The sequence below is a fragment of the Altererythrobacter sp. GH1-8 genome, from assembly GCF_043702085.1.
Lineage (GTDB): Bacteria > Pseudomonadota > Alphaproteobacteria > Sphingomonadales > Sphingomonadaceae > Erythrobacter.
Window position 1 is genome coordinate 1,076,369 of sequence record NZ_CP171690.1, and the last position, 11,836, is coordinate 1,088,204.

An 11,836-nucleotide genomic window follows, 5' to 3' on the forward strand; every position below is an offset into this window, starting at 1 on the left:
ACAGTTCCCGTCTCTGCAGGCGGGGGAGGATAGGGCTATGGCGCTCCTCAGTTTCGAGCGAAAATATCGTGTGCGTGGTGGCACGCTGATCGGCGGAGACCTGTTCGACTTCTGGGTCGGCCCCTTTTATGTGGGCTTCTTCGGAATCGTGACAGCCATCTTTGCGACATTGGGGACGGCGCTGATTATTTATTCGGCATCGCAAGGCCCGACCTGGAATCCCTGGTTGATATCGATCGAGCCACCTGACCTCAGTTACGGCCTCTCGCTGGCCCCGCTCAAAGAAGGCGGGTTCTGGCAGGTGATCACGGTTTGCGCGATCATCTCCTTTGTCAGCTGGGCTCTTAGAGAAGTGGAGATCTGCCGCAAGCTGGGCATGGGCTACCATGTTCCGTTCGCCTTCGGCATGGCAATCTTCGCTTACATCACGCTGGTAGTGATCCGTCCCGTCCTGTTGGGCGGGTGGCATTTCGGTTTCCCTTACGGGATCTGGAGCCATTTGGACTGGGTCTCCAACACCGGCTACCAATATCTGCATTTCCACTACAACCCGGCGCACATGCTGGCGGTTACTTTCTTCTTCACCACCACGCTGGCGCTTGCCCTTCACGGTGCGCTAGTCCTTTCCGCGGTCAATCCGCCGAAGGGGGGAGAGGTCAAGACGCCTGAATACGAGGATACGTTCTTCCGGGATCTTATCGGATATTCGGTCGGTACGCTGGGTATTCACCGCGTGGGCTTGCTGCTCGCGCTCAATGCCGGCTTCTGGAGCGCAGTTTGTATCGTCATCAGCGGCCCCTTGTGGACGCGGGGTTGGCCTGAATGGTGGACCTGGTGGCTCAACCTGCCGGTCTGGTCGTGAGGAGGATTGATCGATGATACGCTATCAAAACATCTTCACTCAGGTTCAAGTGCGCGGTGCGCCGGAAATGGGCGTTCCGCTGCCACCAGGCGATGAGGACCGCATCGAGCAGACCACGTTCAGCCACATCATGGGGACCATCGGCCAGGCACAGCTCGGCCCGATCTACTTGGGATGGACCGGACTTGTCGCTCTCGCTTTTGGCGCGTTTGCCATCTTCATTATCGGCATGAACATGTGGGCCAGTGTCGACTGGAACCCGATCCAGTTCGTCCGCCAGCTGTTCTGGCTTTCGCTGGAGCCGCCGGGCCCGGAGTATGGTTTCTCGCCCTTCGTCCCCTTGGCAAAGGGCGGATGGTGGATCCTTGCAGGCGCTTTCCTGACCATCGCGATCATCATGTGGTGGGTGCGAACCTACCTCAGGGCGCGGGCGCTAGGCATGGGCTATCATGTCTGCTGGGCGTTTGCCTCGGCCATCTTCCTTTATCTCGTGCTCGGTTTCATCCGGCCGATGATGATGGGCAGCTGGTCAGAAGCGGTGCCGTTCGGGATCTTCCCGCACCTGGATTGGACTGCGGCTTTCTCGATCCGCTACGGCAATCTGTTCTACAATCCGTTCCACGCGCTATCGATCGTGTTCCTCTATGGCTCGACGCTGCTGTTTGCGATGCACGGCGCGACGATCCTTGCGGTTACGCGTTACGGCGGAGAGCGGGAGATCGAGCAGATCACTGATCGGGGTACTGCGTCCGAACGCGCTGCGCTGTTCTGGCGCTGGACCATGGGTTTCAACGCGACGATGGAATCGATCCACCGTTGGGCCTGGTGGTTTGCAGTACTCTGCACGCTGACTGGCGGTATCGGCATCCTGCTGACCGGCACGGTTGTCGATAACTGGTATCTGTGGGCGCAGCAGCATCAATATGCACCCGCCTATCCAGACACTGGCGTGGCCGATCCCATGTCAGTCGCACCAAGCGGAGGAGAAGCACAATGAGACTGTCTTATCTCTTAGTCGCCTTGCTTCCCCTCGCGCTGGGGGCGTGTGAGATTGCGCCCAAGACCTCCAGCCAGAACGGCTATCGCGGCACAGGCATGAACCAGATCCAGGTCAATGACACACTGGAAGTGGCAGAAGTGCCTGCACCGCCTTACGAGCTGCCACCGGCAGGAGAGCGGACAGCAGGTGAAGTCTATGAAAACGTCCAGGTTCTTGCCGATGTCTCGGACGAGGAATTTACCTATCTGATGGCTGCGATCACCGAATGGGTCGCGCCAGAGGAGGGCTGCAATTACTGCCACAACCCGGCCAATCTTGCGTCGGACGAGGTCTATACCAAGGTCGTTGCGCGCAAGATGATCCAGATGACGCAGGCTGTGAATTCCGACTGGAGCTCACATGTCGGCAACACTGGGGTCACCTGTTGGACTTGTCACCGCGGCAACAACATTCCTGAAAATTACTGGTCCGCCATGCCCGCGCCTAAGAGCAAAGGCTTTGCCAACGTAAAACGGTATGACAACACGCCGACGGCCAACACCGTCTATGCGTCCTTGCCGGGCAACTATGCCGACCTGTTTCTTGGGAACCAGGACAACCTCGGCAACATCAAGATTGCTTCCAGGACAGTTTATCCAAGTGAGGCAAACACGCGCAAAACGCCAGATGCAGAGCCGACCTATGCGCTGATGAACCACATGTCCGATGCCCTGGGTGTAAATTGCACCTTCTGCCACAACACGCAGGCCTTCAAGGAATGGTCGCTGAGCACTCCGCAACGCGCATCGGCCTGGCATGGACTGCGGATGGTGGGCGATATCAACGCGAAATACATCACGCCGCTAGCGGGTGTATTCCCAGACAATCGTCTTGGTAGAGAAGGCGATCCCTTCAAGACCAATTGCACCACTTGTCACCAAGGCCAGAACAAGCCGATGGGCGGCTATCCGATGGTCAAGGACTATCCGGCGCTTCAGAGGTTGCCCTCGGAAATTGCTTCGGAAACCATGGCTGAAGCGGTCGCCGATGCGGACGATCCTGCTCAAGGTGGCTGATGGAAAGTCTTCGCCTCCTGCTTGGCTGAAAGGTCAGGCAGGAAGGAGAGGCAAGGGTCCCGGCGCTCTCTTCTCGCGCTGAATTGGGACAGGAACACGCGGAGCGCTCGGTCAGGGCCTCCGCGTTTTTCTTGTCCTGACATCAAGCAGGTGGACGGGCAGTGAGACGATCAGCGGTAGGGCGATCCACCACCAGGCCGCCCCAACCAACGCCGCGCGAAGCCCAAGCAGGATGAAGATCGCGGGCAGAAGCATCAGCGCGAGATCGCGGATCCTCCATCCGCGCAGTTTGAGCACTACAGCCTCCAGTGCGATAACGGCGAGCACGATGTCGACGGCATGGCCGCTTGCGAACAGCCATGTCATCGTATCATTCATGGCGCAGTTCGCGACGGGCTGCCTGAAGCGTTCAACCGAAAGGGCCGTTCAGCTGGATGACTTCCCAGTTCAGCGCGCCGGCAATCGAAACCCATGCGAGATAGGGCAAAAGCAGGACGGCAGCCACGCGCGAGAACCGCCCGCAGTAGATGATCAGGACAGCGATGGAGACCCACAGGAAGGTGAGTTCGATCATGGCCCAATCCGGGCGCTGCACGCGGAAGAACAGTATGCTCCACAGGATGTTGAGAAATGCGTTCAAAGCGAAGAGGCTTATGACCCAGTCTGCTGCACGCCCGCTTGGCGCCTTGCTCCATGCGGTAATGCCCGCCATCGCAGTCAATGCAAAAACGACCGTCCAGATGATCCCGAAGGCAGGGCCGGGCGGTGTCCAGTCCGGCTTGCCAAGTGCTTGGTACCACGGGCCAAGGTCAGTGATGGTGGCGCCCAACACCGCAACCACCAGCGCTGCAACGGATGCAACGGCGGCAGGAAGAATCCAGCTCTTGCTCATATGACTTCAGCGTTACCCCTCGACAGGCTTCAGTCCTAACAGATGGGCGCAATCCTTGATGAAGATGCGAACATGCGCAAGCGGTTTTGCGCGTACGAGCCGCTTGTTCATGTAGGCCTGCCAGGTCAGCTGCTGGACATCCTTGTCGGCGCACATGTCGACAAAGCGCTCACGGCGCTTGTCGCTGGAATACCAGAAGTGCTGCATCATACGCAGGATGAAGAACACCTTGCCATGTTCGCGCATGAAGCGCTTGCGGGCTTGCTTGAGCGCTGCGGGATGGCCGCTCACCACGAACTCATGCCCCGCCTCGGCAACGATCCGCCCGCAGGTCATGGCGTAGTAGATGCCTTCGCCCGAGGCTGGCGCAACCACGCCAGCCGCATCGCCTGCAACGATTACGTCGCGGCCATTGTCCCACTTCTTCAGGGGTTTGAGCGGGATTGGCGCCCCTTCGCGGCGGATCGTCTCACAATTGCGGAGGCCAAAGTCATCTCGCATTTCCTTAACTGCGCCACGCAGCGAGAAGCCCTTGTGGGCACTGCCCACACCCACGCTGGAAGTTGAGCCATGCGGGAAGATCCAGGCGTAGAAATCGGGTGAGAGATGACCTTGATACAGGACGTCGCAGCGCGATCCGTCGAATCCCTGAGGGGTGCTGTCGGGAGATTTGATCACTTCATGGTAAGCAAAGACGCATGGCATCTTGTCGGCGTCTGGAATGTTCTGCCGGGCAACGGCGGATCGAGCGCCGTCAGCTCCGATCACCAGCTTCGCGCGCACAGACCGCATGTCCGACCAACGATCCTCACGATAATGGACGATAGGCCCTCCTGCAGCATCGCGCTCGATATGGTCGAACGTTCCAACCCGGCGTTCTGCTCCGGCCTCAGCAGCGCGTTCGCGCAGCCATTCGTCGAACACATCGCGGTCGACCATGCCGACAAAACCGGTATCGCCTACCGGCATGTCCACAGCTCTGCCTGAGGGCGCAACCATCCGGGCCGAACGCGCCTGCGCGACAAGCAATGAGCGCGGAACATCGAAATCTTCCAGCAGGCGAGGAGGAACCGCCCCGCCGCATGGTTTGATCCGGCCGGCGCGATCGAGCAGCAGGACCTTGTGACCCATGTTTGCCAGGTCACACGCCGCAGTGGCGCCGGAAGGGCCTCCGCCCACTACGACCACATCATATTCTTTATCGGTCATGCTTCAGCAACCTCTCTTGCAGGCGGAACTTGATCAGGCTCGTTAGACGACTGGGCGGGTATTCTGGCGGTCGCGCGTACGGCAAGGATCGCTGCGACAACAAACGCCGCCGCCTCCAGCGCGAAGATGATCTGGAATGCATCGGCGTCCTGGCCCTGCGCCGTGCGAGCGAGGTCCACGCCAAGCGCGCCGAGCAGTCCACCAAGGCCAAAGGCTATCGCCTGTGCTGCGCCCCACACGCCCATGCGTACGCCTTCGCGGGTTCGCTTGCCGGAACCAGCGAGCCCCATCATCGCGCCGATTGCAGCGACCGCGAATGCACCGTTGCAGAAGCCGAGTGCAAAGACATTGGCTTCGAGTGGCCAGCCGGGACCTGTTCTTGCCGCGATGACGAGCCCGACCAGCGCAAGGCCAGAGCCGAGGCATCCTGCAACAATCCAGTAGCGCAGTTCAGACGGCAACCGTCCACCAAAGGCGCTGCCGCCAATGCCGGTGACAATCATGCCGAGCAACACGCCGCCATGCTGGATGCCAGCAAGGCCGGTGGATTCGCCGGGCGTCATCGCGAAAACAAGCCCAGCAAACGGCTCCAGGATCAAGTCCTGCATCGAATAGGCAAGCATCGAAACGAAGATGAAGGCGGTAAAGCGGCGCGCCGCCTTTTCGTGCCAGATCTCTTTCAAAGCCGCCCGGAAATCGGGTGGTGGTCCGGATTCGCGCTCAAAGCCCACAGGAAGCGATTGTTTTTCGAGGCCCCACATCGCGAGTATCGCGACGAGGAATGCGCAACCTGCCACTCCGCTTGCCACGAGAGCCAAACGTTGTTCGGAAAATGGATCGAGCACTTGGCTGGTTATGCCTGCGGATACCACGATCCCAGCGACCATCATGATCCAGGTGGTTGCAGCTGCCGCTGCGCGGCGTTCCTTGCGGACGCCAGACGCCAGCAAGGCCAGTACGGTTGTCCCGCCAGCCCCAACACCGAGGCCGATGAGCGTGAAGGCAACAATTGCCAAAACCCGTGCGCCTATCGGGAAGGCGTCCATCATCACTGTCGCATTGACTGCCATCAGTGCGCCAAGGACGAGGGTTGATATTCCGCCGATCACCCATGGCGTTCGCGCGCGGCCCTGGTCAGAACCGTGGCCCCACAGCGGGCGCGAAAGTTGCACAGCATAATGCCAAGCGACAAGCCCTGCAGGGATCGCAGCGGCGAGTCCGTACTCCACTACCATGACCCGGTTGAGCAGCGATGTTGTCAGCATGACAATTGCGCCGATTGAGGCCTGCACTGCGCCTATGCGGATGATTGCGAACCACCCGAAGCCCCTCTGCTCGTGAGAAATCGCCGTGCTGGCCATTAGATATGCCCTCCCAATCCCAAGGCTGCGGCCAGCATACCGAGCACGTAAAGCAGAACGCCGACTGCGTTGTACCAAGGCGCATACTGCGCAGGATTCCTGAGTAGCCTTGGCATTGCGAGGCACTGCGCGAGCAGCAGTGCGCCGACCGTGCCAGCAGATAGCGCGTGCCCCCATTGCCAGAGCAGCGAGATCACGATGACTTGCGGGATTGCCATGACCAGACAGGCAAGTCTTGCTGCCTTGCTCTCCCCTAGGATGACCGGTAGCGAGCGCAGGCCAGTCTGTTTGTCGCCCTGTACCGCCTTGAAATCGTTCAATGTCATGATCCCGAAAGCGCCAATGCTGTAGAGCGCAAGCACGATCAGGATCGGCGCGGACGGCAGGGCCATCGCCATAACCGCTGCGCCGGTAAACCAGCTCAGACCCTCATAAGTGAAACCGACCACCATCGGCCCGATCCAGCCGCTTTGCTTCAAGCGCAAAGGCGGCGCGCTGTAAGCCCAAGCGGCGGCAAGCCCGATCACGGTTGCGATCAGCACCCACAGACCCATGCTTGCCGCGAGCGCGATTGATAGCAGCGTCCAGATTATGGCGATCCTCAGGCCCCAAGTGCCGCCGACGCGGCCGGAGGGAATTGGGCGATGCGGTTCGTTGATTGCATCGACATGGCGATCAAACCAGTCGTTCACAGCCTGGCTGGTCCCGCATACCAGAGGCCCGGTCAGCGCCATGCCAGCAATGATAAAAAGCCAGTTGGCGAGCAAGGGTTCGCCGGAGGATACGACCCCGCACACGAACGCCCAGATCGGGGGAAACCAGGTGATCGGTTTGAGGAGTTCAATTCCGTCCCGCACCGCCGGGAGTGGCGCAGGCGGAATCGAGGCAACCGAGCGTGACATACTGTCAGGCTATGCCTGACAGAGGCTAGCGTCAAATTCTTTTGACAGTCTTGACTGTCATGCGAACCGAAAGGGCCCTGCAGGCCGTGTTCAGTCAGTGTCGTCGGACAGATTGCCGAGACCGTATCGATGCAGTTTTGAATATAGGCTCTGACGGCTGAGACCGAGGATTTCAGCTGCAGATGCGCGGTTGTCAGACGTGTATTTCAAAGCGGCTTCAATGCAAAGCCGCTCAATCAGGTCTGTACTCTCGCGCACGATTTCCTTGAGCGACATCCGCCCTACCAGTTCGGTCAATTGCTCTACGGAACGGGGCAAGTCCTGCGATACCGGGGGTAAATCGCGGATCCGCCTTGCAATCGGCCGGATGACGTAGCCAGTGAATTGCTCGTCGTCTCCAACCCGCACTGCTGACAATTCGACTGGCTCCCCATCATAGCTCTCGCTTGCGCCGACCACGGTCGTGACATTGCGGGCCATCCCCTGTTTGGACAGCTGTCCTTCGATGAGTTCGAGATCGATGCCGGGCCGGCCAATCCAGTCTGACACAAGATTGCCCCGGAGCTGCTCTGCCCCTGCGGCGCCAACCAGCTCGACAAAGGATTGGTTGGCGACAACAATCCTCCCTTGAATGTCCGCGATTGCGAACGCGTCGGGCATCGACTCGACGATATCCAGGAGTGTCGCGGTCTCGCCGCTTAACGCGGTGTCTCCCGTGTACAGCCTTACCAACAGCAATTGCTGGCCGCGCTGCCTGAAACCGGTGGCTGCCAGCGTCACGTCACGTTCGCCGCCTGCGGTTGCGACGGTGATCGGAGACACGTTGTCAGAAACGAGAGCTGATCCAAGAAAGGCGATCATGCTTTCGCGAGTTGTGCGATCGAAGAAGCCGAACAGCCGTTTGCCTGTCACACTCCCCGGCTTGGCGCCAAGGATCGTGTGTGCAGCGGAATTGGCTTCCTGGATCTGGTTGCTGGCCGTATCCACAATCAGCACCGCTTCCGACGACTGCTCGAACAGCACCCGGTAACGGGTCTCCAATTGGCGAAGCCGCATATAATCGCGCTCCAGCGATTGCTGCGCTTGCAGCAGGCGCTGTTGGAGCAAGGCAGACTCGCGCAAGTCACGGCCAATGGCGAGATGCTTCTCGCCCCCGGCAAGCGGGACGAGCACATATTGGACGGCGATATTTCCCGCTTCGTGCGTGTGATTGATGTGGCGCCAGTGCTGCGTAACACCTTTGCGCGCAGCAGCCAGCATCTCAAAAATCTTGGGCCTGCTCTCAACTGTAGCGATTGCTGCGAGGTCTTGCCCGATCCAATTGTCCAATTCAGGGAATCGGTCTGGGTTGGCGCTCGCATCGAGGATCTGTCCGCTGTCATCGAGTACCAGCGTGACATCACCGAGGATCATCGCAAGCTTCGATGCCGCTTCGGCGTCAAGCAGCTCAAACAGGGCGGGAAAATCCGCAAACGGCTGCTTGTCTTCGATGTTGTTCTTGCGCGTAAGCACTGGAGACCTTGTTGGTTAAGCAGTGGGAGGGACGCGGTCTTCGCGTTCCATTATCCTTTCAGCCAGGGCTAAAGCGGATGTCGCATCCGCCGCCGTCCCGTCTGCGCCACATTGCTCAACCAAGTCCGGATGGGCGTTGACCATCCGTCCTCCAATGATGACTTTTGTTGTCGGAGATTTTGATACACTTCGAATTGCCGTAATAAGATCTTTCAAGGTTGCGCTATGGCAATCACAACTTACGGTCAATCCTACGAGGTGGAAGTCATGATCTGCCACGATCTGCAGCAGTTCGCGGCGCTGAGGCTCGAGCAGGACTTCGCTGCGCCAGCCAGCCTGTGCGAAAACCTCTTCGACCATTAACGCGCCAAAACTATGGGTTTCGCCAGGAACAGGCGAAAACAAGGCACTGGGAGGATTGGGGCGTCCCTTCGTGGAGCCTGAGGTCACCCGCGAAACTTCGCGCATCACTTCCTGCAGCCTCCACAAGCCCATGGTGACATCGACAAAATCGCAAGCGTCGCTTTCCCACAACTGCCCGAGTCGCCGCGCGGAAGGAGCGAGCAAGTCGACGAAGATCGATTCGATCCGCACTCCGCGATCCAGAAACTTCTGCACTTCCTGCATCAATTCGTCCGCATCCGCAGCCAGCGGCAGCGGTGCGAATCGGGCAGCTTCGGCTGGTTCGATGGTTGTTTGATGAGTTCGGCTTTCGGTCGATTGCGCTCGCTCAATCTCTGAATGCGCTACCATCAAGCGGGGGATGATCTGGCCTTCAATAAGCCCGCTCAGCGCAGCGCCCCGGGCTTTGTCCGATGCGGAGTGAGCCCCGTTATCGTTTGAATTAATGCTGTTTTTCTGGATCGGATAAGCGTGTCCGTTGGCGCGTGGTTTTTCTCCACCCGTGCCGTTTGCTGAATTGGTCCCAGTCGCCGATGCCATTTCAGACACTCCAGTCTGTGAGCGGCGCGGATCGCGTCAAACAGGTCGTCCATCGAAATAGACCTGCTCTCCTGACCTACGCCTTATTGCACTCAATAGCAAACGAAGTAGTGTCAAGTAAATTTGTCGTCCAGAAAGATTGACACTTCTATGTCCAAAGGCGTAGGCAGTCTGTGGGAGCCAACGGAGGTGAATGCGTTTGGCATGAGAGGGGCGAAGCTAAGGTCTCAGCCTGAAGGACAGGCACTACAGGGGGGCGCGTCTGCCGCTCACCCAGCGATGAATCGCAGCTCAATTTCCGCGTCCTCGAAGTTTCAGCTTTACACTCCCGAGCAACGCCGCCGCCGCGACGCGTCGCGCTGGACACTGATCCAGGGAATTCTGGCGCCAGTTCAGTTCGTCATCTTTCTTGCGAGCCTCGCTCTCGTTCTGCGCTATCTGTGGACTGGCCAAGGGATGTGGCTCGCGGACGCGTCAGTCGTTGCGAAAACGCTTGCGCTTTACACGATCATGATCACCGGAGCGATCTGGGAAAAGGACGTGTTTGGCCAATACCTGTTTGTGCCCGCGTTCTTCTGGGAAGACGTCGTCTCGATGCTGGTGCTGGCCCTGCACACAACCTACCTCGTCATGCTGTTCGCTGAATTCGGCACTGCCGAGCAGCGCATGTACACAGCGCTCGCCGCCTATGTCGCCTATGTCGTGAACGCCGGGCAATTCCTCTGGAAGCTTCGGGTAGCGCGGCTTGAGGCAGTCAGCGCTGGCAATTCAGGAGAATTGGCGGTTTCGGGATGAGCGCTACTCTTACCTCGAAGCCTGCAAGCGCAGGCTGCACTGATAAAGTGCTCGCTCGCGATGATCGTCCCGTCTTGCGGGAACGGGGCCAACGTGAGGTTTTCTGCGGTTTGACCGGTATCATCTGGCTCCATCGCAAGATGCAGGATGCGTTCTTTCTTGTGGTCGGCTCGCGCACTTGCGCGCATCTGCTGCAGTCCGCTGCAGGCGTGATGATCTTTGCAGAGCCGCGCTTTGCCACCGCTATAATCGAAGAACGCGACCTTGCTGGTATGGCGGACTGCCAGGACGAGCTTGATCGTGTGGTCGGGCAGTTGCTTGCTCGCCGTCCTGACATCAAGACGCTGTTCCTGGTTGGATCGTGTCCGTCTGAAGTCATCAAGATGGATCTTGCCAAGGCGGCGCAGCGGCTTGGGCGCGAACATGCCGGGGCGGTGCGCATCCTCAACTATTCCGGCAGCGGCATCGAGACGACTTTTACTGAAGGCGAAGATGCTTGCCTGACGTCACTTGTCCCTGAAATGCCAGCGCAGTCACAGGACGCGCCGCAGCAGCTGCTGATGGTTGGCTCGCTGCCCGACATTGTCGAGGATCAGTTCCTGCGCCTGTTTGCAGAGCTCGGCATCAGAAATGTCGGAGTACTGCCCGCGCGCAAAGCCGCTGATCTGCCGCCAGTCGGACCTAACACGTATTTCCTGCTCGCCCAGCCATTCCTGGGTGAGACGTCGAGGGCGCTCGAAGATCGCGGAGCCAAGCGGCTCAACGCGCTCTTTCCCTTTGGCGCTGAAGGCACGACCGCCTGGCTCAAAGCGGCGGCTGACGCGTTCGAGGTCGATGAAATGCATTTCAATGCAGTAATCGCAAAGCCGCGCGAACGGGCCAAACGTGCGATAGAGCACAGCCGGGATCGTCTCCATGGCAAGCGCATCACGTTCCTGCCGGATTCGCAGTTGGAAGTGCCTTTGGCACGGTTCCTTGCAAGCGAGCTGGGCATGCAGCCGCTCGAAGTCGGCACGCCTTACCTCCACAGGGGACTGCTTGCGCATGAACTCGAAGCGCTGCCGGCCAATGTCCTGCTGTCCGAAGGTCAGCATGTCGACAAGCAACTCGATCGGGTGCGTGCTGACAGGCCGGACCTGACAGTATGCGGCCTTGGGCTGGCCAATCCGCTGGAAAGCGAAGGTCTTTCCACCAAGTGGGCGATTGAGCTCGTCTTCTCTCCCATCCACGGCTTTGAGCAGGCTGGCGATCTGGCGGAACTCTTCGCCCGTCCGCTGCGCCGCCGTGACGTGCTGGAGGTTTAGGC

At 59.3% G+C, this 11,836-nt stretch carries 12 protein-coding genes; 5 read left to right on the forward strand and 7 right to left on the reverse strand.

Annotation, left to right across the window (positions count from 1 at the left end; all coding sequences use genetic code 11):
* Window positions 1–37: 37 nt before the first annotated feature.
* The 3 genes from pufL to pufC are packed head-to-tail and all read left to right on the forward strand — an operon-like array spanning window position 38 to window position 2,917.
* Window positions 38–862 (forward strand): photosynthetic reaction center subunit L, encoded by an 825-nt coding sequence (gene pufL, locus ACG9DO_RS05270; protein WP_394730675.1) that lies wholly within the window; start codon window positions 38–40, stop codon window positions 860–862.
* A 13-nt stretch (window positions 863–875) separates the two neighbouring features.
* The gene (pufM, locus tag ACG9DO_RS05275; protein ID WP_394730676.1) at window positions 876–1,859 is read left to right on the forward strand and encodes a photosynthetic reaction center subunit M; all 984 of its coding nucleotides are present in this window, start codon (window positions 876–878) and stop codon (window positions 1,857–1,859) included.
* Entirely contained in the window at window positions 1,856–2,917 is a 1,062-nt protein-coding gene (pufC, locus tag ACG9DO_RS05280) for a photosynthetic reaction center cytochrome PufC (RefSeq protein ID WP_394730677.1), read from the forward strand. The genes pufM and pufC overlap by 4 nt, the downstream gene beginning before the upstream one ends.
* A gap of 111 nt (window positions 2,918–3,028) precedes the next feature.
* On the opposite strand, the gene ACG9DO_RS05285 is transcribed toward pufC, so the two are convergent.
* From ACG9DO_RS05285 to ACG9DO_RS05315, 7 genes are all read right to left on the reverse strand, one after another.
* Window positions 3,029–3,295, reverse strand: a complete 267-nt coding sequence (locus tag ACG9DO_RS05285) for a hypothetical protein (protein WP_394730678.1) — start codon at window positions 3,293–3,295, stop codon at window positions 3,029–3,031.
* A 31-nt stretch (window positions 3,296–3,326) separates the two neighbouring features.
* Window positions 3,327–3,809: a TspO/MBR family protein gene (locus tag ACG9DO_RS05290; protein WP_394730679.1), complete on the reverse strand. Its 483-nt coding sequence runs from the start codon at window positions 3,807–3,809 to the stop codon at window positions 3,327–3,329.
* A gap of 12 nt (window positions 3,810–3,821) precedes the next feature.
* Window positions 3,822–5,018: a geranylgeranyl diphosphate reductase gene (locus ACG9DO_RS05295; protein WP_394730680.1), complete on the reverse strand. Its 1,197-nt coding sequence runs from the start codon at window positions 5,016–5,018 to the stop codon at window positions 3,822–3,824.
* On the reverse strand, window positions 5,015–6,379 hold the full coding sequence (locus ACG9DO_RS05300; protein ID WP_394730681.1) for a BCD family MFS transporter: 1,365 nt from the start codon (window positions 6,377–6,379) through the stop codon (window positions 5,015–5,017). Before ACG9DO_RS05300 ends, ACG9DO_RS05295 begins: the two co-directional genes overlap by 4 nt.
* A complete protein-coding gene (chlG, locus tag ACG9DO_RS05305) occupies window positions 6,379–7,281 on the reverse strand; it encodes a chlorophyll synthase ChlG (RefSeq protein ID WP_394730682.1) in 903 nt (300 codons plus the stop codon). Before chlG ends, ACG9DO_RS05300 begins: the two co-directional genes overlap by 1 nt.
* A gap of 90 nt (window positions 7,282–7,371) precedes the next feature.
* The gene (gene ppsR, locus ACG9DO_RS05310; RefSeq protein WP_394730683.1) at window positions 7,372–8,793 is read right to left on the reverse strand and encodes a transcriptional regulator PpsR; all 1,422 of its coding nucleotides are present in this window, start codon (window positions 8,791–8,793) and stop codon (window positions 7,372–7,374) included.
* Between the two features lie 15 nt (window positions 8,794–8,808).
* The gene (locus ACG9DO_RS05315; RefSeq protein WP_394730684.1) at window positions 8,809–9,735 is read right to left on the reverse strand and encodes a B12-binding domain-containing protein; all 927 of its coding nucleotides are present in this window, start codon (window positions 9,733–9,735) and stop codon (window positions 8,809–8,811) included.
* Between the two features lie 279 nt (window positions 9,736–10,014).
* On the opposite strand from ACG9DO_RS05315, the gene bchF reads away from it, so the two are divergent.
* Both bchF and ACG9DO_RS05325 read left to right on the forward strand, forming a co-directional pair.
* Complete coding sequence (bchF, locus tag ACG9DO_RS05320) at window positions 10,015–10,530, forward strand: 2-vinyl bacteriochlorophyllide hydratase (RefSeq protein ID WP_394730685.1); 516 nt, start codon at window positions 10,015–10,017, stop codon at window positions 10,528–10,530.
* Window positions 10,527–11,834, forward strand: coding sequence for a ferredoxin:protochlorophyllide reductase (ATP-dependent) subunit N (locus tag ACG9DO_RS05325; RefSeq protein ID WP_394730686.1), 1,308 nt, complete (start codon window positions 10,527–10,529; stop codon window positions 11,832–11,834). The genes bchF and ACG9DO_RS05325 overlap by 4 nt, the downstream gene beginning before the upstream one ends.
* Window positions 11,835–11,836 lie beyond the last annotated feature (2 nt).